This is a genomic window from Bacillus sp. 22446 (assembly GCF_052044955.1).
In the GTDB taxonomy this organism is placed as follows: Bacteria; Bacillota; Bacilli; order Bacillales; family Bacillaceae; genus Bacillus; species Bacillus altitudinis.
In genome coordinates, this window is the sequence record NZ_JBQEOD010000001.1 from 435,843 (window position 1) to 457,695 (window position 21,853).

Annotated in this window: 23 protein-coding genes; 3 read left to right on the top strand and 20 right to left on the bottom strand. The window is 41.7% G+C overall.

What is annotated here, in order from left to right:
* Positions 1 to 20 precede the first annotated feature (20 nt).
* The 10 genes from prmA to gpr form a co-directional block, all read right to left on the bottom strand.
* A complete protein-coding gene (prmA, locus tag ACTJJD_RS02380; protein WP_017358022.1) occupies positions 21 to 956 on the bottom strand; it encodes a 50S ribosomal protein L11 methyltransferase in 936 nt (311 codons plus the stop codon).
* A 22-nt stretch (positions 957 to 978) separates the two neighbouring features.
* On the bottom strand, positions 979 to 2,112 hold the full coding sequence (gene dnaJ, locus ACTJJD_RS02385; protein WP_017367628.1) for a molecular chaperone DnaJ: 1,134 nt from the start codon (positions 2,110 to 2,112) through the stop codon (positions 979 to 981).
* A 165-nt stretch (positions 2,113 to 2,277) separates the two neighbouring features.
* A complete protein-coding gene (gene dnaK, locus ACTJJD_RS02390; protein WP_008342469.1) occupies positions 2,278 to 4,116 on the bottom strand; it encodes a molecular chaperone DnaK in 1,839 nt (612 codons plus the stop codon).
* A gap of 24 nt (positions 4,117 to 4,140) precedes the next feature.
* Positions 4,141 to 4,698, bottom strand: coding sequence for a nucleotide exchange factor GrpE (grpE, locus tag ACTJJD_RS02395; protein ID WP_008342471.1), 558 nt, complete (start codon positions 4,696 to 4,698; stop codon positions 4,141 to 4,143).
* A gap of 63 nt (positions 4,699 to 4,761) precedes the next feature.
* Positions 4,762 to 5,793, bottom strand: coding sequence for a heat-inducible transcriptional repressor HrcA (gene hrcA, locus ACTJJD_RS02400; RefSeq protein WP_008342473.1), 1,032 nt, complete (start codon positions 5,791 to 5,793; stop codon positions 4,762 to 4,764).
* An 81-nt stretch (positions 5,794 to 5,874) separates the two neighbouring features.
* Positions 5,875 to 7,014, bottom strand: a complete 1,140-nt coding sequence (hemW, locus tag ACTJJD_RS02405; protein WP_440608062.1) for a radical SAM family heme chaperone HemW — start codon at positions 7,012 to 7,014, stop codon at positions 5,875 to 5,877.
* A 114-nt stretch (positions 7,015 to 7,128) separates the two neighbouring features.
* A complete protein-coding gene (gene lepA / locus ACTJJD_RS02410; RefSeq protein ID WP_008342476.1) occupies positions 7,129 to 8,967 on the bottom strand; it encodes a translation elongation factor 4 in 1,839 nt (612 codons plus the stop codon).
* Between the two features lie 165 nt (positions 8,968 to 9,132).
* On the bottom strand, positions 9,133 to 9,465 hold the full coding sequence (locus ACTJJD_RS02415; RefSeq protein ID WP_017358024.1) for a YqxA family protein: 333 nt from the start codon (positions 9,463 to 9,465) through the stop codon (positions 9,133 to 9,135).
* Between the two features lie 13 nt (positions 9,466 to 9,478).
* Positions 9,479 to 10,687 carry a stage II sporulation protein P gene (locus ACTJJD_RS02420; protein WP_007501337.1) on the bottom strand — a complete coding sequence of 403 codons (1,209 nt, stop codon included), beginning with the start codon at positions 10,685 to 10,687 and terminating at the stop codon, positions 9,479 to 9,481.
* Positions 10,688 to 10,753: 66 nt separating this feature from the next.
* Positions 10,754 to 11,869, bottom strand: a complete 1,116-nt coding sequence (gpr, locus tag ACTJJD_RS02425) for a GPR endopeptidase (protein ID WP_008342483.1) — start codon at positions 11,867 to 11,869, stop codon at positions 10,754 to 10,756.
* Positions 11,870 to 12,067: 198 nt separating this feature from the next.
* On the opposite strand from gpr, the gene rpsT reads away from it, so the two are divergent.
* Entirely contained in the window at positions 12,068 to 12,334 is a 267-nt protein-coding gene (gene rpsT, locus ACTJJD_RS02430; protein WP_008342485.1) for a 30S ribosomal protein S20, read from the top strand.
* A gap of 134 nt (positions 12,335 to 12,468) precedes the next feature.
* Here rpsT and holA read toward each other — a convergent pair whose 3' ends face one another.
* Entirely contained in the window at positions 12,469 to 13,488 is a 1,020-nt protein-coding gene (holA, locus tag ACTJJD_RS02435; RefSeq protein WP_048001522.1) for a DNA polymerase III subunit delta, read from the bottom strand.
* Positions 13,489 to 13,726: 238 nt separating this feature from the next.
* Between holA and ACTJJD_RS02440 the strand changes: the two genes are divergently transcribed.
* Positions 13,727 to 13,861 carry a YqzM family protein gene (locus ACTJJD_RS02440; protein WP_008342491.1) on the top strand — a complete coding sequence of 45 codons (135 nt, stop codon included), beginning with the start codon at positions 13,727 to 13,729 and terminating at the stop codon, positions 13,859 to 13,861.
* A gap of 39 nt (positions 13,862 to 13,900) precedes the next feature.
* Here ACTJJD_RS02440 and ACTJJD_RS02445 read toward each other — a convergent pair whose 3' ends face one another.
* The 3 genes from ACTJJD_RS02445 to ACTJJD_RS02455 all read right to left on the bottom strand — a co-directional run bounded on the left by ACTJJD_RS02445 (position 13,901) and on the right by ACTJJD_RS02455 (position 17,485).
* On the bottom strand, positions 13,901 to 16,228 hold the full coding sequence (locus ACTJJD_RS02445) for a DNA internalization-related competence protein ComEC/Rec2 (RefSeq protein WP_440608134.1): 2,328 nt from the start codon (positions 16,226 to 16,228) through the stop codon (positions 13,901 to 13,903).
* Entirely contained in the window at positions 16,221 to 16,790 is a 570-nt protein-coding gene (locus ACTJJD_RS02450) for a ComE operon protein 2 (protein WP_060781205.1), read from the bottom strand. The genes ACTJJD_RS02445 and ACTJJD_RS02450 overlap by 8 nt, the downstream gene beginning before the upstream one ends.
* A gap of 65 nt (positions 16,791 to 16,855) precedes the next feature.
* Entirely contained in the window at positions 16,856 to 17,485 is a 630-nt protein-coding gene (locus ACTJJD_RS02455) for a helix-hairpin-helix domain-containing protein (RefSeq protein WP_440608063.1), read from the bottom strand.
* A gap of 90 nt (positions 17,486 to 17,575) precedes the next feature.
* Here ACTJJD_RS02455 and comER point away from each other — a divergent pair, with 90 nt between their 5' ends.
* A complete protein-coding gene (comER, locus tag ACTJJD_RS02460) occupies positions 17,576 to 18,424 on the top strand; it encodes a late competence protein ComER (RefSeq protein WP_008342498.1) in 849 nt (282 codons plus the stop codon).
* A gap of 48 nt (positions 18,425 to 18,472) precedes the next feature.
* Here comER and ACTJJD_RS02465 read toward each other — a convergent pair whose 3' ends face one another.
* The 6 genes from ACTJJD_RS02465 to aroE are packed head-to-tail and all read right to left on the bottom strand — an operon-like array spanning position 18,473 to position 21,844.
* Positions 18,473 to 19,216, bottom strand: coding sequence for a class I SAM-dependent DNA methyltransferase (locus ACTJJD_RS02465; protein ID WP_007501350.1), 744 nt, complete (start codon positions 19,214 to 19,216; stop codon positions 18,473 to 18,475).
* Positions 19,213 to 19,569, bottom strand: coding sequence for a ribosome silencing factor (gene rsfS, locus ACTJJD_RS02470; RefSeq protein ID WP_008342502.1), 357 nt, complete (start codon positions 19,567 to 19,569; stop codon positions 19,213 to 19,215). The genes ACTJJD_RS02465 and rsfS overlap by 4 nt, the downstream gene beginning before the upstream one ends.
* A 12-nt stretch (positions 19,570 to 19,581) precedes the next feature.
* Entirely contained in the window at positions 19,582 to 20,145 is a 564-nt protein-coding gene (gene yqeK / locus ACTJJD_RS02475; RefSeq protein WP_041091337.1) for a bis(5'-nucleosyl)-tetraphosphatase (symmetrical) YqeK, read from the bottom strand.
* Positions 20,135 to 20,704 carry a nicotinate-nucleotide adenylyltransferase gene (locus tag ACTJJD_RS02480; protein ID WP_440608064.1) on the bottom strand — a complete coding sequence of 190 codons (570 nt, stop codon included), beginning with the start codon at positions 20,702 to 20,704 and terminating at the stop codon, positions 20,135 to 20,137. The genes yqeK and ACTJJD_RS02480 overlap by 11 nt, the downstream gene beginning before the upstream one ends.
* A gap of 13 nt (positions 20,705 to 20,717) precedes the next feature.
* Positions 20,718 to 21,008 (bottom strand): ribosome assembly RNA-binding protein YhbY, encoded by a 291-nt coding sequence (gene yhbY, locus ACTJJD_RS02485; RefSeq protein ID WP_008342507.1) that lies wholly within the window; start codon positions 21,006 to 21,008, stop codon positions 20,718 to 20,720.
* Positions 21,002 to 21,844: a shikimate dehydrogenase gene (gene aroE / locus ACTJJD_RS02490; RefSeq protein WP_254000668.1), complete on the bottom strand. Its 843-nt coding sequence runs from the start codon at positions 21,842 to 21,844 to the stop codon at positions 21,002 to 21,004. The genes yhbY and aroE overlap by 7 nt, the downstream gene beginning before the upstream one ends.
* Positions 21,845 to 21,853 lie beyond the last annotated feature (9 nt).

The following is a 21,853-nucleotide window of genomic DNA, read 5'->3' on the forward strand; positions in this document are numbered from 1 at the left end:
TGTCCTGACACCTACTCGCTTTATTTTTTCGCTATGATGCTGACCCAATCTTCCATTGACAGCACTTCAACAATCTCAAAACCGGCTTCTTCTAAAGCAGTTTTGACTTGTAATTTCTTTTGTCCGATAATGCCTGATGTAATAAAGTAACCGTCTTTCTTCAATAGATCATACGCTTGATCTGTAAAGCGCATGATGACCTCTGCAAGGATGTTGGCCACAATCACATCGCGTTCACCTGAAATCCCATCAAGTAAATTATTTTGTTTTACCGTTACTTGCTCGCTCACACCATTTAATTCGATATTCTGCTTTGCACTTTCCACTGCAACGGTGTCGAGATCAAATGCATGAATGTCTTTTGCACCGAGCATTGCAGCAGCAACACTTAAAATGCCAGATCCTGTTCCAACGTCAATCACCGTGTCGTTTTCCTTCACATAGCGCTCAAGCGCCTGAATGCAAAGAACCGTTGTTGGATGTGTACCGGTTCCAAATGCCATTCCAGGGTCCATTTCGATGATCAATTCATCAGAATGAACGGGTGTGTACTCTTCCCATGTTGGGACGATGGTAAACTTCTCAGAGATTTTCACAGGATGATAGTATTTCTTCCATGCAGTCGCCCATTCTTCTTCGTTTACTTCACAAATTGACAATGTATTTCGTCCAAGGTCAATATCGTATAGAAGAAGATTGTTAATGGCTTCTTTGATCTCATCTACCGTTTCCATCAAAAAGCTATTCATCGGAAGGTAGGCTTTGACGATAACCCCTTCCTCAGGATAATCATTCGGATCGAGCTGGTAGATCTCACCGTATACATTTTCACGTTCCTTGACTAAATCAAGCGGGTCCTCAATCACGACACCGCTTGCACCTGCTTCATGCAAAATATTGGTGATCGGTTCCACCGCTTCATTTGTTGTATGGACGCTAATTTCTGACCACTTCAATACTACCAACTCCTTATCCGTCTTACTCGCCTTTAAATGCGCGTTTCACCTTATCGAAAAAGCTCATTTCTTGTTCGTCCGGTTTATTTCCGCTCACTTCAGCAAATTTTCTAATGATATCTTTTTGATTTTCAGTTAAATTCGTCGGTGTTACGACGCGTACAACGATATGCTGATCGCCTTGACCATAACCACGTACATTTTTTACACCTTTTCCTTTGAGTCTAAACTTCGTACCCGTTTGTGTGCCCGCAGGAACTTTTAATTTGACTTTCCCATGTAATGTCGGCACTTCAATTTCATCACCTAGTGCAGCCTGCGCAAAGGTAAGCGGCATTTCGCAGTAGATGTCATCTCCATCTCGTTCGAAGAATTCATGTGCCCTCACATGGAAAACAACAAATAGATCACCTGGAGGTCCTCCATTTACACCTGGTTCACCTTGACCAGATACTCTAAGCTGCTGACCATCGTCCACACCTGCTGGGATCGTCACATTGATTTTCTTACGCTTACGCACTTTACCAGATCCACCACATGTTGAACACTTATGTTCAATTTGTTTACCAGTTCCGCTACAGTAGTTACATACTCTGCGGTTGACTACTTTACCAAATGGCGTGGATTGCTCGACATTTAGTTGACCTGATCCGCCGCAATGTGAGCATGTCTTCGCCTGTGTTCCAGGTTTTGCACCTGATCCATGACACGTTTCACATGATTCTTCGCGGGGAATCTCGATCGTTGCTTCTTTCCCAAATGCCGCTTCTTCAAATGAAAGGGTCATTGTATATTGAAGGTCCGCTCCTTGACGCGGTGCATTTGGATCTCTTCTTCTGGCTCCGCCGCCAAAAATACTAGAGAAGATGTCATCAAAGCCGCCGAAGCCGCCAAAGTCTCCTCCACCGCCAAATCCGCCGCCACCAAATCCTTGGTTTGGATCGGTGTGACCGAACTGGTCATAATGTGAACGTTTTTGATCGTCAGAAAGGGTTTCATAGGCTTCTTTTACTTCTTTGAATTTCTCATCTGAGCCAGCTTCTTTATTAATATCAGGGTGATACTTTTTTGAAAGCTTGCGGTATGCCTTTTTGATTTCGTCCTTTGAGGCGCTCTTACTCACGCCAAGCACTTCATAGTAATCACGCTTACTCATCTCTTCACACTCCCGATTTTCTCACATAAATACGATTGTATCATTTTAAATTGATCTTTTTCAATTCCTTTTCATCGTTGAAAAGAAAAAAGTCAAAGCCAAGAGATCCTGACTTTGACTTTCTGACGAGTACGTTTCAGCAGTCTTTTTCAAAAGTAAAGGTGATTATTTTTTCTCTTGATCGTCGTTTACTTCTTCGTATTCTGCATCCACTACATTGTCATCTGCTTTTTGAGCACCTTCAGCGCCTTCTTGCTGAGCTTGTGCTTGTTTTGCAGCTTCTTCATAGAGCTTTGTCGTTAGTTCTTGAACGATTGTTTGCAGCTCATCTTTTTTCGCTTTGATGTCTTCAAGCTCGCCTTTTTCGATCGCAGCTTTTAGTGCATCTTTCGCGTCGTTTGCTTTTTTCACTTGCTCTTCATCGATTTTGCCTTCAAGATCTTTTAATGTTTTTTCTGTTGTAAACACTAATTGATCTGCTTCATTGCGCACTTCGATTTCTTCTTTTTTCTTCGCATCTGCTTCAGCATTTTCTTCTGCTTCTTTGACCATTTTTTCGATCTCATCATCAGAAAGACCTGAAGAAGATTTGATTGTGATGTTTTGTTCTTTTCCAGTACCCATATCTTTCGCACGTACGTTGACAATACCGTTTTTATCGATATCAAAAGATACTTCGATTTGTGGTACGCCGCGTGGTGCTGGTGGAATATCAGTCAATTGGAAACGACCTAATGTTTTGTTGTCTGCTGCCATTGGACGCTCACCTTGTAAGACGTGAATGTCTACAGCAGTTTGGTTGTCAGCAGCCGTTGAGAATACTTGAGATTTGCTTGTTGGAATTGTTGTATTACGTTCAATCAGCTTTGTGAATACGCCGCCCATTGTTTCAATTCCTAAAGAAAGTGGTGTGACGTCAAGAAGAACAACGTCTTTGACATCTCCTGTGATAACTCCACCTTGAATTGCCGCACCAAGTGCAACCACTTCATCAGGGTTTACGCCTTTATGAGGCTCTTTACCTGTTTCTTTTTTGATTGCTTCTTGTACTGCAGGAATACGAGTTGATCCACCAACAAGGATGACTTTATCAATCTCGCTAGCAGATAGACCAGCATCTTTCAATGATTGACGTACAGGTGTCATTGTACGCTCTACAAGGTCTGCAGAAAGCTCTTCGAATTTAGCACGCGTTAGCGTTAATTCTAGGTGAAGAGGACCTGCATCTCCAGCTGTGATAAATGGCAGTGAGATTTGTGTAGAAGATACACCAGAAAGATCTTTTTTCGCTTTTTCAGCAGCATCTTTTAAACGCTGAAGCGCCATTTTATCTTTAGAAAGATCAATGCCGTTTTCTTTTTTGAACTCAGCCACTAGATGATCGATGATGACTTGGTCAAAATCGTCTCCACCTAGACGGTTGTCCCCAGCAGTTGAGCGTACTTCAAAGACGCCGTCTCCAAGCTCAAGGACTGATACGTCAAATGTACCGCCACCAAGGTCATATACAAGGATCGTTTGATCTTCATCTGTTTTATCTAAACCATAAGCAAGTGCAGCTGCTGTTGGTTCGTTGATGATACGTTCTACTTCAAGACCAGCAATTTTACCAGCATCTTTTGTTGCTTGGCGCTCTGCATCGTTGAAGTAAGCAGGAACTGTAATAACCGCTTTTGTTACTTCTTCGCCAAGATAAGCTTCAGCGTAAGATTTAAGGTGTTGAAGGATGATTGCAGAGATTTCCTGCGGCGTGTAGTTCTTGCCTTCAACTTCTACTTTATAATCTGTACCCATATGTCTTTTAACAGACATGATGGTGTTCGGGTTTGTAATTGATTGACGTTTCGCTACTTCACCTACTTGGCGCTCTCCATTTTTAAAAGCGACAACAGATGGTGTTGTACGTGCTCCTTCAGCGTTTGCAATAACTTTTGGCTCGCCGCCTTCGAGTACTGCAACACATGAGTTTGTTGTTCCTAAGTCAATACCAATGATTTTACTCATATTCGATGACCTCCCATTATGTAGTTATTGATTTACTTTTACCATTGATGGACGAATAACTCGGTCTTTGAGTTTATAGCCCTTTTGCAATTCTTCTACAACGATGTTTGAATCGTAGTTTTCATCTTCAACTTGCATGACGGCTTGATGAAGGTTTGGATCGAACTCTTTGCCGACAGCTTCAATTGGTTCAACGCCTTCATTTTTCAACGCTTCTACCAGCTGGCGGTAAACCATTTGCATACCTTCTAACAAACTTTTCGTCTGCTCATTGTCTGGATCGATTCCAAGCGCTCTTTCAAAGTTGTCGAGAGCTGGGAGAAGGTCGCTGACAACATGTTGAGAACGATATTTTTGCACGGTCTCCACTTCAGTTCGAGCACGGCGTTTATAGTTTTCAAAATCTGCTTGAACACGCAGAATTTTGTTTTCTTTTTCATCTAGAAGCTGCTGCAATTCATCAATCTTCTCTTGGAAGGCAGACTGTTCATCGTGCTTTACTTCCTCAGTTTCTGCTTGAACTGCTTCTTCTTGTGCTTCAACCTCTGCTGCTTGCTCAGGTGTCTGTTTTTCTTCTGACATTGTGTTCACCTCCCTCAAAAGATTCAATTATACGAAGGGGCTGTGCCCCCACCTTTTATCACCCTACTCATCATACAAATTGGAAAGTGCGTTTGACAAGTCTTTTGATACATGATGCAAAAGACTAACGACTCGCCCGTAATCCATACGGGTTGGACCAATGACAGCGATGGAGCCGAGTGATTTTTGATCAATCGCATAAGTTGCTGTGATTAAACTGCAGTTCTCCATTGCTTCCAAATTGTTTTCTGAACCGATTTTAATGGTGATTCCTTGCTGATTTGGATGAAACAGCTGCATGACATCATTCTTTTGTTCAATCAGCATCATGAGTGAACGAATGCGGTCAATGTCATGAAACTCTGGCTGGTTCAACATATTAATCTTCCCGCCAAAGAAAAGTTTTGATTCATTTTGTGTTGAAGTGAATGTGTTACCAAGCGCATCTAAAATATGATCATAGTCTTTTAAATGCGTGCGAAGGAGCATCACTACTTCTTTATACATCCTGTCCTTCAGCTGATCCATCGGGACTCCGGCTAAGCGGCTGTTTAAAATATTCATCAGCTTCTCAATATCGGAGACATCAAGATGCTCAGAGAAGGTAATGGTTTTGTTTTCAACATGCCCGCTGTCTGTAATCATAATCGCTACTGCTTTATTAGGTTGGACGGGGACAAGCTGAATTTGCTTCAATCGATTTTCACTTAGCTTTGGACCAAGGACAATCGATGTGTAGTTTGTGAGATCTGATAAAATTTCCGCCGATTTTTGAACTGTTTTTTCCAGCTCAAAAATTTTCTCCTGAAATACTGACTGGATGAGCACAAGCTCTTTAGATGACAGTTTTCGCGGAGAGAGCAAATGATCTACATAATAACGATATCCTTTTTCGGAAGGAATTCTTCCTGATGAAGAATGGGTCTTTTCAATAAAACCGAGTTCCTCCAAATCAGCCATTTCGTTTCTAATCGTCGCAGAGCTGAATGTAATGTCTTCTTTTTTGGAAAGAGTCCTTGATCCAACTGGCTGCGCCGAACGAATAAAGTCATTAATAATGACTTGTAGAATCAAAAGCTGACGATTTGTTAACATCATCATCACCCCTGTTAGCACTCTCTTTCAACGAGTGCTAATTGTATAAACAAAATTACCAAACTCAAATTAAAATGTCAATTATAACTCACCGAGAAACGCTTGAAATACTTCATTTCCTAACAATTTTCCTTTTCTTGTTAAACGAATGCCAATCTCATCCTGTTCAATGAGACCTTTTTCTGCTAATTCTTCAAGAACGGCGGGAAAGAGTGCTTCTGGTGATGCTCCAAATTTCGCTTGAAAGTGAGCACTTTTCACGCCTTCAATTTTCCGCAAACCTAAGAACATTTCTTCTTCAATCTGTTCTGCTTTTGTCACCTGATGCGTTTCCTTATATGGAAACCCTGTTTGTTCAATGAGCTCTAAGTAATGCTTCACTGGTCCAGCGTTCACATTACGGACGCCATCTACATACCCGTGCGCTCCTGCGCCAAAACCAAAGTAATCTTCGTTGCTCCAATAGGTGAGGTTATGTTGGCTTTCAAAACCTGGTTTGGCGTAATTGCTAATCTCATATTGTCTGAGTCCGTTCCGCTCCATTTCATCCATGACGAGCTCATACATTTCAGCCTCACGTTCTTGCGGTGGTAAATGCAGTTTCCCTTTTTGCATTAAATTGTAAAAAACCGTCTTCGGCTCGACAATCAGCGAATAAACCGAATAATGTTCTGCACCTAATGAAAAAGCGGTCTCTAGTGAATGCATGACATGATGCTTCTCTTGATGAGGCAAACCAAACATCAGATCAAGACTAATGTTGTCAAACCCAACTGCTCTTGCTCGCTCGAAAGACGTGAGAACATCTTTCTTTTGATGAACCCGTCCGATTTTTTTGAGCAGGTCATCTTCAAATGTTTGAACACCAAAGCTCAGCCGATTAACGCCTGCTGATTTTAAGACATTCAATTTCTCAAGCGATAGTTCGTCTGGGTTTGCTTCTACTGCAAACTCGATTAAGTTTTTGGTTGGTTTTAATACGCGGTAAATGCTGTCCATAAGCTGATCTAACTGGGTGGTTGTCAGTGATGTCGGGGTTCCCCCGCCAATAAAGATCGTCTTTAGTTCTTGCTCCCCTTTTTGATCGATCGTGTGCTGCATTTCTTTTTCAAGAGCGGCTAAGTATTCATCGACCGGCTGGGTTTTAATGAAAAATTTATTAAAATCACAATAGTGACAAATGTGCTCACAAAATGGAATGTGAATGTATGCTGCTTTCATTTGTTGACACCTTCTTTACAGGTAAAGAGCCGCAGTTTATCGCTGCGGCCTCTTCGTTTGTTTTCGACTATAAACGTCAAGGCGAGCATTGTAAAGCAGGTTGCCTTGAGGATGTTATTTTTTCGGTGTGCTGTCGTCCATTTTCAGCACGGCCATAAATGCTTCTTGTGGGACTTCTACAGAACCCACTTGCTTCATGCGCTTTTTCCCTTCTTTTTGCTTCTCAAGAAGCTTTCTTTTCCGGGAAATATCTCCACCATAACACTTCGCTAGTACGTTCTTGCGCATTGCTTTAATGGTAGACCGAGCAACAATTTTTTGACCGATCGCTGCCTGAACTGGTACTTCAAAGTGCTGGCGCGGAATCAGTTCTTTCAGCTTTTCTACAATGATCTTTCCGCGTTCATATGCATAATCGCGGTGAACAATAAAGGAAAGTGCATCGATTTTTTCGCCATTGAGCATGATATCCATTTTCACTAGAGTGGATGGGCGATAGCCGATTAGCTCGTAATCAAAGGATGCATACCCTTTTGTATTGGACTTTAATTGATCAAAGAATTCGTATACGATCTCTGCCAGAGGAATTTCGTACACAATGCTCACGCGGTTTGCATCAAGATATTGCATATCAATGAAATTGCCGCGCTTTCCTTGGCAAAGCTCCATCACAGAACCAACATAATCATTTGGCACCATCATTGTTGCCTTCACGTATGGCTCTTCAATTCGCTCAATCTTTTGCGGATCAGGCAAATTGGATGGATTATCTACAACGATTTTTTCTCCGTCTGTCATATACACATCGTAAATAACACTTGGCGCTGTCGTAATGAGGTCGATTTTAAATTCACGTTCAATCCGTTCTTGGATGATTTCCATATGAAGCATGCCAAGGAAGCCGCAGCGGAAGCCGAAGCCAAGTGCTTGGGATGTCTCTGCCTCATATTGAAGTGAAGAATCATTTAATTCAAGCTTTTCTAACGCTTCACGCAAGTCGTTATATTTCGCTGTGTCAATTGGATAAAGGCCGCAGTACACCATTGGGTTCAGCTTTCTATATCCAGGCAGAGCTTCTTTCGCAGGGTTTACCGCACTTGTGATCGTATCCCCTACTCGTGTATCACCAACGTTTTTAATGGCAGCTGTTAAATAGCCAACATCTCCAACAGTGAGTTCGTCTGTTGGCATTGCTTTCGGTGTAAATACGCCAACTTCAAGCACTTCAAATTCTTTGCCTGTCGCCATCATCTTAATTTTTTGACCCGGTTTTACGGTTCCTTCGACAATTCGTATGTAAGCAATGACGCCACGATACGCATCGTAGAGAGAATCAAAAATGAGGGCTTGAAGTGGTGCTTCTGGATCTCCAGCTGGTGCCGGCACCTTTTCGACGATTTGTTCTAAAATATCCTCGATCCCGATGCCCGCCTTAGCAGAGGTGAGAACAGCTTCAGATGCATCCAACCCGATGACATCTTCAATTTCTTGTCTTACACGTTCAGGCTCTGCACTCGGCAGATCAATTTTGTTAATGATCGGCAGGATTTCTAAGTTGTTATCAAGAGCTAAATAAACGTTCGCAAGTGTCTGTGCTTCAATGCCTTGTGCTGCATCCACCACAAGAATTGCACCTTCACAGGCAGCTAGGCTTCGAGATACCTCATAGGTGAAGTCGACATGCCCTGGTGTATCAATCAGGTGCATAATATATTCTTCTCCATCCTTCGCCTGATATTTCAGCTGGACAGAGTTTAATTTGATCGTAATGCCGCGTTCACGCTCTAAGTCCATGGAATCAAGTAATTGTTCTTTCATTTCTCGTTGCGTAATCGCCGCTGTTTTTTCCAAAATACGGTCAGCCAATGTGGATTTCCCATGGTCAATATGGGCGATAATGGAGAAATTTCGAATTCTTGATTGCCGTTCTAATCGTTTTTCTTTATCTGTCACAATCTATCACTCCTACTATAAAACGCGGGTTGCGCTAGGTTAGATTATATCAATAGGGCTGTAAAGATTCAATCGAAATCAAGAAAAGCCGCTCATCGGTTAGCGGCTTTTGCGAAAAGGTGTGATATCTTATGAAATAACATCCAACATGATGCTTACAACAGTTTATTTACCATTCACCCAATCATAAAGTGTACGGGCTGCATGCGTCATACCATCTGATAATGCTTTTCCGGCCTTAGAGAAGGCATTAAAGCTCTCCATTTCTTCTAGCTGCTTTTGTTTTTCTGCTAAGTCTTTTTGTGTGACAGCTGTTCCGAGGATAGAAGCTTCTTTTTCTTGATCATCATTCGTTTGCACAGTGAAGGCCCCTTTTAATTGCGGATCATGATACCCTTTCATTTGCAGCATGCCATTATTGGCTTGCTGCATTCCTAAAAAGACACCGAATAGCAATACGAGCGATAAAATAATGGTTTTTCCGATAAATGATCCCATGTCCTCCACCACCTTAAGACCGTTTTTTCTCATCCTTTGCTTTGCCGTCTACCTTTTCTGCGTCCCAGAAAATTTCACTGAACACATCAGCTGCTGCATTGGATGCGTTTTTCAGTTCTTCCATATTATTATCCACACCGCCAAATTCTAATAGGAGGGCTTTGTCAGATAAATCTTGATTATAGATTCCATTATCACCAATTTCTCCTTTGGCAAACACACCGACACTAAGTCCTTTATATTTTTTCTCCATCAAATGGTGGAACTCTGTCGCCAGCTTTAAGTTTTTCTCATAGCTTTGATTTTTCTTCCCTACAACAAAAGCGATTCTCGCATATTTCTTGCCTTTGATTTCTACTGTCGTATCTTTCTTTCTTCTTGAATCCCGGTGAATATCGATTAAGTAATCTAGATCATCATTTTTAGCGAGAGCTTCTTTTACAACCAATCTGGATTCATTATATGATTGAGGATACTTCAACCCTTTTTTCAGCAGTCTTTTTTCAATTTCTGTTTTATCCACTGTGTTGCCGATTCCTTGCTGATCGAGCGCTTTACCAAACATCTCCCCGACAAGGGTGACGTTCACTTTTGAGTGGCGCGCATTGTTTGGGTTTGTTTCTCCTTTTAAAAATGGTAAATATGATTCCGTATTATGTGTGTGATAAATGTATACAGCTTTTCGTTTTCCTGTCGACTGGTCCGGCTCTTTTGCAGGCGTTTTCGGTTCATCTTCATCAAGCTTGTCCAGCTCAGCTAGATTTGCTTCTTTTTCATCTTTGATGACTTCACTTGGAGGCGGCGATTCCATTGGCATATTCGTATAGTCTGTACCTTCACCTGCTAGGATGATTTTTGTATCAAAGTGTTCAAAGCCTGGCAGCTCTCTTCCTAGAAAACTGCGGGGGTCTTCTAAATTGATACTTGTGGCAAGTTTGAGTGACAGCCCGGAGAAATGAAATCCTTTTTGATCTTCAGGGACTGCTGAGGCAAAATATTGATTTTCCATCCCCATTAGAGTTGCAAAGAATGCCCCTGACAGCTCATCTGCCACACCATATAATGATGCTTGAGGCCTAAGCTCAGGTTTTAAAGACGTCAAAGCCCCTGACATGACAAACACAACCACCAGAGAGACAATAAACAAAAAAATACTCTTCACTACTTTTGTTCCATTAATCGCAACGACCAATTGTCGAGGACGGCGAGGTCTTTTTTTCATGATTTACTCCCTCCAGCACGCTTTCTAGTAATTACACTATGAGCGAGCTAGAGAAAGTAGAACTGATTAATGATTATAGGAACCCATGTTGTCTTGAGAGATTTTTTGATGAAGTGCTGTATTTAACCCATTGGCGAGTACGTTCGCCATGTCATCAATGAATGTATCCACTTCCTTCGGTGTGACCATTAGATTTTGTCCAAGCGGCGCAAGCACTTCATGGATCAACTGTCTTTTTTCTTCTTCAGGAAGCGTTCCGACGATTCCTAAAAAGGATTGACGCGTTTCATCATCTGGCAAATCTTCTTCATTCAGCACTTTTTTCTTCCCAAATGTCAGACCCGCTGGTACTAAAGATCGGGAAGGTCTATCATCTTTCAGTTCTCTACCAAAATGCTTTAACACGTAATCAATCGTGTCACTTGCGATCGTCACTGCATCGACCACTGTCGGTACACCAATGGCAATGACTGGAATCCCCAAGGTCTCTTTGCTTAATTCTTTTCGTTTATTTCCGACACCCGATCCTGGATGTATACCTGTATCAGAAATTTGAATCGTTGTATTCACCCGTTCTACTGCACGTGCAGCTAGTGCATCGATGGCGATCACAAAATCTGGTTTAGATCGTTCAATGACACCTTGTATAATGTCACTTGTTTCTATACCAGTCAGTCCCATGACTCCAGGCGATAGTGAAGACACTGGGCGATAGCCTTCCTGCACATTCTCAGGCTGTAATTCAAATAAATGGCGTGTCACCAGCAAATTCTCAACTGTGAGCGGCCCTAATGCATCCGGCGTGACATTCCAGTTTCCTAGTCCTACGACAAGACAGCTCGCATCTGCCTGAATGCCGTGATCTTTTAAAAACTGAGCAAAATGATGGGCAAAAACTTCGACCACTTTTTCTTGCATCTCAGAGTCTTTCTCCCGAATTCCTTGCGCCTCAAGCGTCAAGTATGTCCCTGCCTTTTTTCCGGTCAACTCTTCTCCTTCTGTCGTAATCTCCACAGTGCGGATGCGGATGCCGTGCTCTTCCTTCTCCTTCTCAACAATTCCTTGAATACCGTCCTTTTTGACCACATTCGGATCGTTCTCTTGTTCTAGTATCTCTTTTGTTTCAACGGCCAAATCGGTCCGGATTTGATAAGCGCTTAAATCGAGTTTCTGTTTCTTCATGAAAAGGCTCCTTCCATCAAGTAATTAACAGTAGTCTTTCCATCTCTTTCAAGAAACATTCGAGCGCTTCATCAATGAAAAATACTTTACATTTATATTGCATTCTAAAGGTGTGTTTGATAGAATACAATTTGTTCTATTGTGAAGATTTAACCTTAAGACAATTGTGTTTAGGTTGTATCTTAGGAGGTGAAACACATGCCAAATATTAAATCAGCGATCAAACGTACAAAAACGAATAACGAACGCCGTGCACACAACGCAACAATCAAGTCTGCGATGCGTACTGCGATTAAACAAGTTGAAGTTTCTGTAGCTAACAACGATGCTGAGCAAGCAAAAGCTGCTCTTTCTTCTGCTGCAAAACGCATTGACAAAGCCGTTAAAACTGGTCTTGTACACAAAAACGCAGCTGCGCGTTACAAATCAAGACTTGCGAAACAAGTAAACGGACTTTCTGCATAATGTTTGCAACGCCTCAGTGATGAGGCACCTGTTTAACTGTACGTCCGTCCTGAACGGCTCAGCCATAAGGACAGACTGGCAATTATACATCTAAACAAAAACGACCCTCTTTTGAGAAGGTCGTTTTTTTATGTTCAAGCCCCTAATAACCGAAGCAGGAACAATTCTAATAATAGCTGCTTGTCCTTTTTACCCGTTTTCATTTCATAATCAATCGTGGAGAGCTCTTTGACGATGTACTTGAGCTCTTCTTCTGAAAACAGTCTTGCTTGATCCATTGCAAGTTTGACCCGAAATGGGTGGACTTTCAGGTTTGACGCAATTTGTTTTTGCCCGTATCCCTGCTGAGCAAAGTACTTTGTCTGCAATATCAACCGAAATTGATTTGAAATGAGTGCCAATATTTTAATGGGTTCCTCATTTTGCTTTAGGAGGTCATAAAACATTTGCATCGCTTCAGACCGGCGCCTGTTCACGATTTGGTTAATCAGTTCGAAAATATTCTGTTCCAAACTTCGTGCAACGAGCTGATTGACATCCGCCAGCTCAATTTCCTCTCGCTGCCCAATATATGTACTTAGCTTTCGAACCTCTTGAAAAAGTGAGGACAGGCTCCCGCCACATAACATGACAAGCTGTTCTGCCGCTTCAGCCGAGATTGTTTTTCCTTCTGTTTTTACTAATGTGATGGTGAAATCCGTTGTTTCTTTCGGATTTAACTCTTTCGCCTCAACCACAGCCGCTTTCTTTTTTAACAATTTGGTGATTTTCTTACGTTCGTCCAGTTTTTCATATGGGGCTAATAACACGAGAATCGTGTAGGGTGCTGGCTTTTCTAAATAAGCTTCTAATACAGAAAGCTGATGCTCGATCTTTTCTTTTTTCTTTTCTGCAGTGAGGAAATAAGGGTTCTTGATCACAACGAGACGCCGCTCTCCCATAAACGGAAATGTTTCTGCGTCCGTCACAGCCTGCTCAAGCGGCACCTCTTCCATATCGAAGACAGAGTAATTAAAATCCTTTGTTTCTTCGTCGACGACAGCTTGTCTCAATTTTGCAGCTGTCTCTTGAAGTAAATACGTTTCTTTTCCATATAAGCAATAAACGGGATTGATATCCCCTTTTTTTAAATTGTTCCATACTTCAAAGACCATTCGCTTAAATCCCTCTCTTTCACTTCCTCCTCTATCCTAAAGTGTGTAGAGACATTAGTAAAGAGGAAGCTGAAAGTGCCGCCTCCTCATTTATAGTAAACGTCTCACGTAAGCTCCCGGGTCAGCTTACAGTCAGACGATATTCACAAAATGATCATGAAAATGGAAAACGGTTACTTTACCTTCTAGCAATTCCAAATGAGTTCAAGTATACTAAAAATAGCCAGGAGGGATGAAAATGAATGAATTTGAAAAGAATGTTCAAAGCAAGCGGAATGATGTGACCGACTCAGCTGTTGGTTTTATCGTCACATTCGGATTTTTCGCCTCAATGTTTATTTTGGCAACAGTGATACACCTCGTTGGATCTTAACTACATGAATGCAAGATGACTGCCGTTTTGGCAGTTTTTTTATTGATTTTGTAAGATATCATATGGAGGATGAGCGTAAAATGTTCCATCCTCTTCAAGAAATTCATAGGTCACACTTCCATCAATATCTGTACGATACACCTTTGTTTGATGATCATTTAATTTTTTCAAAACTTCTTGATGAGGATGGTGATACCGATTTCGTTCACCTACTGAAATCAGTGCATATGACGGGTTCAAATGCTGAAGCCATTCTTCACTTGTTGATCCTTTACTCCCGTGATGCCCAACCTTCAAGACATCCGCTCGTAGCTCAGGGTAAGCTTGAATGATGTCTCGTTCCCCTTCTTGTTCAAGATCCCCAGTCAGCATAAAACGCTTTCCGCCAAGCGTAAAGGTGAGGACCAGTGAATCATTATTTTTACTCGTCACCTGGTCACGTGCGGGATGCAGAACGTCAAATTTTTGTCCTCCAATTCTCAGCTGATCCCCTCTTTCTAACTCATCTATAGGAATCCTTTGATCAGCCGCTTCCTTTAAAAGCTGCGCATCCTCTGGATTTCGAGCAAAGCCTTTTGGGATTGCAAGGCGTTTGACTTTATTTCGCTTTATTAACCGCATCGCTTCTCCCATATGATCTTGATCTGCATGGGTAAGGATGAGGACATCAAGTTTTGCTATGCCTTTAGAATGCAGAAATGGAATAAGCGTTTGATCCCCAATTGTAGATACTTTACGTCTTTTTTTCCATGGCTCTTCTTCAAAAGAAAGTCTGCCTCCTGTATCGACTAATATATGCCCGGTTCGATAAGGTAGCTGAATAAACAAACTATCCCCTTGTCCTACATCTAACATCGTGACCTCTCCTTTTTGGAGAAAATTCGGCGTGAAATAGTGTACAGCCAGCACACAAACGAGAATCAAAATCGGCACAAGATAAGATTTGATAGAAGTTTTACATTCCATCACAATGAATAGAAAAACAATGGAGGAAACCTCTAGGAGCACATGCCACCATGTCGATTTCATAAAAATCAGAGTAAGACCATCGTAAGCAGCCATGTGTGCAGACAATTGATGACTAAACTGGATCACCCAATCAAGCAGCTGAAACAGTGTTTGTCCAAGCGGAAGATAAATGATAGATAAAAGAAAAAAGAATAAGGACAGAGGCATGACAACCATTGTGTAAAAAGGAACAAACATCATATTTAAAGGAACACTCAGCAAGGAAAATTGTTGAAAATAATATAAAAGAACAGGAAGCGAAGCAAGCTGTGCAATCAAGGAAATGAGGAATAACTGCATCACCGAACTTTTTGCTTTTGATAAAATACTAGTGGATAGCAAAATAAATAAGGTCACCACAAATGACAGTTGAAAACCGACATCAAATATATAAAGTGGTTGAATGGCTAATAAAAGCAAGAACGCTGCACTTAACACGACCGCAGAAGGCTGTTTCATTTCTTTTGGCAGGCTTGTGATGACTAAATAAATTCCAGCCATGAGACAGGCTCTTAACACAGACGGTGCAGTACCTGTTAAACAAGCATAAACCGGCAAAAAGGATAATAAAAGAATACGCGCTGTCTCTCTTGTCACGCCAGCACGGAGTAGACACCAAAATAGACAAGCGAGCAATGTTTGAACATGAAGTCCTGAAATGGCTAATAAATGAATGATGCCAAGCATTTGATAATCTCTTAATGTATCAGGGTCTATTAAATCACGATCGCCAAAAATAAGTGCCTGCACAATCCCAACAGAATTCTTCGGAACGTGATCTTCTAGAAATTTCAACCCCTTCTGCCTAATAGATGAAAGGTCATGTGAAGGGCTGTCATGTTTCGTGCAGCTTTTCATAGACTGCGTTAAGAAAATAGCATCAATGCCTTTTGTTTTTAGAAATTGATCATATTGAAAGCCATTCGGTATGGTTGCATGTTTAGGCAACCGCATCTCACCTGTCATATGACAGCTCATACCTGGCCCAACATCTTTTAGCGCTTCTTTTTCACGCTCTGTTTGAATCGTATAAAATGCCGCTAGTCGACGATTCTCTGATGAAACAGTCGCTGAAAAGCGATTGCCATCTATTTTCGGAATCGTTTCAATCACAACCGAATCAGAAAATGCTTTTTCTTGTATGGGATGATTCGTTTCAAAAGACTGATGCACCATAAAAATGAGCATATAAATCATTCCACACAAACTGACCATTAAAAAGAACTGGGGTGTTTTTTTCAGCAGACTGAAAAGAAGACATACAAGAAGAAAAAGGAGAAAATACAAATGAAGATGATATGCGGCCAGAGCAATTCCAGCAGCTGCTGAAATCGCCCCGAACGGCAAATACTTAAACATAGGAAGTAAATAATTGATTCGCCTTTTCATGCATTTGACGAATTTCTGTTTCGCTACGTCCTGATTCACTTAGTTTGCCTATTAAATCCGCAACAAAGGCTAATTTTTCTTGGTTTTTTAAGTCAATAATCATCTCATCTAGTTCAACCTGTTCTGTATGAACTCCGGCTTGTTCGAATAAATCAACAGCATATGGATGATTTTTATAATCCTTCGCATAATACACTGTTCGAATACCTGCTTGAATAATCGCTTTACAGCACTGCAAACAAGGAAAATGCGTCACATATATTTCAGCATCAGCCGTTGGTGCACCAAATTTGGCACATTGTAAAATAGCGTTCATCTCCGCATGGATTGTACGAACGCAGTGATGATCTATCACATAGCATCCTACATCTGCACAATGCACGTCACCGGCAATGGATCCATTATATCCACCTGCGATGATGCGCTTGTCTCTTACGATCGTTGCCCCAACAGCTAGCCGCTCACAGGTGCTTCGCAAGGCAAGCAAATGGCTTTGAGCCATAAAATATTGATTCCATGAAATTCTCTCCACGAGCTGATCCCTCCAGAATGATGGTTGGTATTAAGTGTACATGCCTTTCTTCTATACCGTCAATTCTACTTGACCGTCAGTTGATTTTTCAGCCGTTCAATGGTCTTCTCTCCAAAACCCGAAATATTCCGTAAATCTTCAATTTGCTGAAATTCTCCATGTTCTTCTCTATACGCAATGATGGCTTCCGCTTTGGCTGGGCCTATTCCGTTAATGGTCTGCAATTCCGCTGCATCAGCTTGATTGACATTCACCCCTTGACTCTTTTCATTTCCCGGCGGCGTATCAGCCGCTGCTGTTTGTCCCTGCTTGTCAGCCTCCCCCTTCTTTCGTACATAAATCATCATACTGTCCTCTAATTTTGCTGCTTGATTGATGTCAACTGTATCTGCCTTGCCCGTAAAACCACCTGCTCTTTCAATGGCTTCTTCAACTCTGTCCTCAGCCATAAATACATAAACGCCCGGCTTCCGTACAGCTCCTTTGACCTCTACTACGATGGATGTTGGCTCTTTTTCTGCACTCTCTTGTTTTTCTTCTAATGTGACTTGCGTTTCATGTTGTTCTTTCAATACACTTGGCTCGGCGCTGCCTTTCTCTTTTCCTACTAAAAAGCAGAAACAGATGATGAGGAGAATGATGATTCCCGCTATCAGATAAAGACTGTATTTTTTCAACGAAATGAGCTGCTTCACTTGTTCACGCTTCTTTCAATCATATTTTCACGCTGCTTCACATACTGTTTAGAAGATAACAGATCCTATGCGTCTAAGGAGGGAGAACGTTTGAATATAGGGTTAATCGGTACAGGAAACATGGGTACCATACTTACTGAGGCATTTATTGAATCAAAAGCAGTCAATCCCTCATCTATCACCATTACAAATCGGACCATCGAAAAAGCGTTCAATATAAAAAAGAATCACCCAGAGGTCGAAGTGACGAAACAGCTTTCAGGAGCTGTAACAGATAAAGATTTCATCTTTGTTTGTGTCAAACCACTTGATATTTATCCGCTTTTAAAAGAGCTGAGCCCACTTTTAAAAGAACAGCAAACCATTGTCATCATTACAAGTCCGGTTCATCCTGAACAGCTTCAAGATATTGTTCCTTGTCAAACAGCCAGACTGATCCCAAGCATCACCAACCGCGCATTATCAGGCGCATCACTTTTAACATTTGGTTCATCATGCAATGTCACGACAAAAGCAGCGCTCAGACAACTCGCTTCCCGCATTTCAACACCAATCGAAATTCATCATTCAATCACACGGGCAGCCTCAGATATTGTCAGCTGCGGTCCTGCCTTTATTAGCTTTCTTGTTCAGAAAATGATTGAAGCCGCTGTTGAAGAAACAGATATTTCAAAAGAAGAAGCCACCACCCTATCAGAAGATATGCTTGTAGGACTTGGCCGTTTGATTGAAAAAAGGGTGTATACCCTGCCTACACTGCAAGAGAAGGTGTGTGTAAAAGGCGGCGTCACCGGCGAGGGTATTAAAGCACTTGAAGCAGGTGTTCAAGATATGTTCCATCAGCTTTTTCAGAACACTCATGACAAGTTCGATGAGGATGTAGAAGCGGTTGCGCATCAATACCCACCGAGTGTGTTTACTGATGATCTCAGAAATTAAACATCTTCGCAACAAGCGAAAAAAGGGTTTTAAAAAACCATCGTTCCATTAAACGATGGTTTTTGGTTTCTTCGCTGAAATAAAATATCTTTCTGCACATTCTTGAGGTGCTTCATTTGTAAAATCAGCGGTCACTTCAATCTGTTCAAAGCCAGCGGACTCAAGGAACGCTGCATATGTCTCAAAAGGAAATGTACGCTGTTCGTGCGTTTCATCATAACGCTCATACACGTCTCCGTCTTTTACAAAAAAGCTTAAATCATGAATGACTGAAAATGGATGATCTCCTTTATCACTCTGCCAAATGTAGCTGATTTCTTCATCTTGATCGGCATAAGTAGAGCCAGGAAATACCTCTTCCATTTTAAAAGGGGTATGAACATCAAACAATAAAACCCCACCTGTCTCTAAAAGCTGAAACATGTTTTTAAAGGTTTTTTTGACGTCATTTTCGTTTTTTAGATAATTCAAAGAATCACAGCAAATAACCGCTGCTTGAAAAGTTTGTTCAAACCCCTCAAGCTCTCTCATATCTTGATGTAAAAATTGAATAGACTGCTTATGAGCCTGTGCTTTTTGCTGCGCAAATGCCAGCATCTCTTCACTTAGATCAATTCCTGTGACCATGTGGCCTTTTGCAGCTAACCGAAGAGAGATCTCTCCAGTTCCACAACCTACATCGATAATCGCACTATTTGGCTTGATATGCCGCTGTATCCACTGAACCCATTCATCATAAGGGGCATGTGTCATGAGCTCATCATACACACCTGCAAACCCTTGATAAATCATGAGTTAATGCCAAGCGAAAGCGTTTCTCTCGGCGCATCTCCCCAAAGCTTCTCTAAGTTATAGTATCCTCTTTCCTCTTTGTGGAACACATGAGCAATGACATCTCCTAAATCAATCAAAACCCATCTTGCTTCGTCAAAGCCTTCCATCTTTTTAACTTCGATGCCGCCTTCTTCTGCAAGGTGTTTCACTTCTCTTGCAATGGCCTGTACTTGTTTGTCAGAATTACCGTGACAAATGAGAAAATAATCTGCAACAAGTGAGATCCCTTGCATATTCAGGGCAATAATGTCCTCTGCCCGTTTATCATCGCACGCTCCTGCTGCGATGTTTAAAATTGATGATGCATCCATCAAAATTCCTCCTTAGTTGTTCTTTTGCACAAGTGAGTTATAAGTAGCAAGTGTATCTGGGAAAACTGGCTGATTCTTTTTCATTAAAAAGCTGACGGTGTTTTTTAAAGATTGAATCAAGGCAAGGTCCAAATCCTGCTCTGCTAACTCTCTTACTTCCTCTACACCAGGAAAATGGCGTCCTGGCTCTATATAGTCGGCGACATAAATAACTTTTTCAAGCAATGTCATGTTCGGTCTGCCGGACGTATGGAATTCAATGGCTGTTAAAATATCTCGGTCGTCAATTCCAACTTCTTTTTTGACCAAATAGGCACCAACTGGGGCATGCCAAAGCTCAGGTGAATATTTAAGCAATAGAGGGTTCATCTGTTCTTGCTCGATGATGCCCTTCATTTCTTCTTTCGGTCTAAATTTAGCATAATCGTGGAAAATAGCCGCGACCTCTGCTTTTTTCACATCTGCACCAAAACGTTCAGCTAATGAAATGGCCGTCTCCATGACCCCAATTGTATGTGTATATCTATGCTCTGTTAACTGCTGTTTGACACAGTTTAACGCTTCTTCACGATTCATATAAATGATGCTCCTTTATATAACACTCAACAGCTTTCGGAATCAAATAATCAACAGGTTTCCCCTGCTCTATTCGCTGCCTAATCAATGTCGATGATACATCAAAAGCCGGAACATCTGCAAACAAAAGAGGATACGCCGTACTTCCTTCATAACCTGGTCTTTTCATCCCAATAAAGGTGATCATCTGAAGCAAATCATCGATTCTGTGCCATTTCGGTAAATACTCGACCATGTCCGCTCCAATCATAAAAAAGAACTCATCTTCAGGATGGCGCTTCTTTAACAGCTCAACCGTATCTACTGTATAAGATGGGCCTTCCCGCTCCATTTCAATAAGCTCAACTCGAAAATGAGGATTTGACTGAATCGCTTTTTCCACCATTTTTACACGGTGATGACTCTCTGCTCGTTTTCGACCTGTTTTATGGGGGGGCTTGTGATTTGGGATAAACCAAATTTCATCAAGCCCTACTTGGAAACGCACCTCACTTGCCATCAGCAAATGCCCATTATGCAGGGGATCAAACGTACCGCCGAACAACCCTATTTTTTTCATATCATATCCACCTTTACGGCAGCTTAATTTGTTTATTTTCCTTTGATTCCTTATAAAGGACAATCACATTTCCGATCGTTTGAACGAGTTCAGCTTTTGCACCTTTTACAAGTGCTTTTGCAACCTCTGTTTTGTCCTCGTCGCAGTTTTGCAATACGCTGACTTTCAAAAGTTCTCTTGCTTCAAGCGCCTCGGAAATTTGCTTGACCATATTGTCATTTACCCCGCCTTTTCCAACTTGAAAAATAGGTGATAAATGATGTGCTTGCGCACGTAAAAAACGTTTTTGCTTACCTTTTAACATGGTGTTCCTCCTAATTTCTCTATGACAATTGACTTCATTTTTCGGGCGTCAGGTGTAATGCCCGTCCACAGTTCAAAGGCTCTTACCGCCTGACCAACAAACATGCCGACGCCATCGACTGTTTTCAAACCTAACCCGGCTGCTTCGCTTAGCAGCTTTGTTTCTATTGGATTATACACAATATCACAAACGACCGCTGTTTTTTTTGCGTTCGCTAAAGAAATTGGGGTTTCTTCAACATTCGGATACATACCAATTGAGGTCGTATGGATGACGACATCATATTCCCCAAGCCGCTCTTCTGCTGTATTTAATGCAATCGCACGAGATGTGATTTTCCCATCGGCACTTTCAATTAAAGCCTCAGCTTTTTCAATGGTGCGGTTGGCGATATCAAATTGTTTCGGTGCATACTCAGCAATTGTCGTGTAAATCGCTCTTGCTGCTCCACCAGCACCAAGCAGGAGAAATGACAGCTCTGATAACGGCTGATCCAACGCTTCAAGCAATGAATGAAGAAAGCCTTCTCCATCTGTATTGTACCCAACGAGCTGATCTCCTTCGAGACGCACCGTATTGACGGCACCAAGGCGTTCAGCTGTCACATCAATTTTGTCGAGGTACTTCATGATTTCTACCTTGTGCGGAACAGTGACGTTAATGCCGCTGATTCCTAACGCTTTCATGCCGCTAATCGCATCTTTCAGGTCATCATTTTCTACTTGAAAGCCATGATAATGTCCATCAATTCCAGCATCCTTTAATGCTGCATTATGAATATCTGGAGACATTGAATGGCCAACAGGGTTACCGATTACTCCGTATAAAGGTTTCAAGGTCTCTCC

Coding starts and splice junctions, on each gene's coding strand:
- dnaJ (WP_017367628.1), bottom strand. CDS start 2,112: ATGAGTAAGCGTGATTACTATGAAGTGCTTGGCGTGAGTAAGAGCGCC.
- dnaK (WP_008342469.1), bottom strand. CDS start 4,116: ATGAGTAAAATCATTGGTATTGACTTAGGAACAACAAACTCATGTGTT.
- grpE (WP_008342471.1), bottom strand. CDS start 4,698: ATGTCAGAAGAAAAACAGACACCTGAGCAAGCAGCAGAGGTTGAAGCA.
- hrcA (WP_008342473.1), bottom strand. CDS start 5,793: ATGTTAACAAATCGTCAGCTTTTGATTCTACAAGTCATTATTAATGAC.
- hemW (WP_440608062.1), bottom strand. CDS start 7,014: ATGAAAGCAGCATACATTCACATTCCATTTTGTGAGCACATTTGTCAC.
- ACTJJD_RS02415 (WP_017358024.1), bottom strand. CDS start 9,465: ATGGGATCATTTATCGGAAAAACCATTATTTTATCGCTCGTATTGCTA.
- ACTJJD_RS02420 (WP_007501337.1), bottom strand. CDS start 10,687: ATGAAAAAAAGACCTCGCCGTCCTCGACAATTGGTCGTTGCGATTAAT.
- gpr (WP_008342483.1), bottom strand. CDS start 11,869: ATGAAGAAACAGAAACTCGATTTAAGCGCTTATCAAATCCGGACCGAT.
- rpsT (WP_008342485.1), top strand. CDS start 12,068: ATGCCAAATATTAAATCAGCGATCAAACGTACAAAAACGAATAACGAA.
- holA (WP_048001522.1), bottom strand. CDS start 13,488: ATGGTCTTTGAAGTATGGAACAATTTAAAAAAAGGGGATATCAATCCC.
- ACTJJD_RS02440 (WP_008342491.1), top strand. CDS start 13,727: ATGAATGAATTTGAAAAGAATGTTCAAAGCAAGCGGAATGATGTGACC.
- ACTJJD_RS02445 (WP_440608134.1), bottom strand. CDS start 16,228: ATGTTTAAGTATTTGCCGTTCGGGGCGATTTCAGCAGCTGCTGGAATT.
- ACTJJD_RS02465 (WP_007501350.1), bottom strand. CDS start 19,216: ATGATTTATCAAGGGTTTGCAGGTGTGTATGATGAGCTCATGACACAT.
- rsfS (WP_008342502.1), bottom strand. CDS start 19,569: ATGGATGCATCATCAATTTTAAACATCGCAGCAGGAGCGTGCGATGAT.
- yqeK (WP_041091337.1), bottom strand. CDS start 20,145: ATGAATCGTGAAGAAGCGTTAAACTGTGTCAAACAGCAGTTAACAGAG.
- ACTJJD_RS02480 (WP_440608064.1), bottom strand. CDS start 20,704: ATGAAAAAAATAGGGTTGTTCGGCGGTACGTTTGATCCCCTGCATAAT.
- yhbY (WP_008342507.1), bottom strand. CDS start 21,008: ATGTTAAAAGGTAAGCAAAAACGTTTTTTACGTGCGCAAGCACATCAT.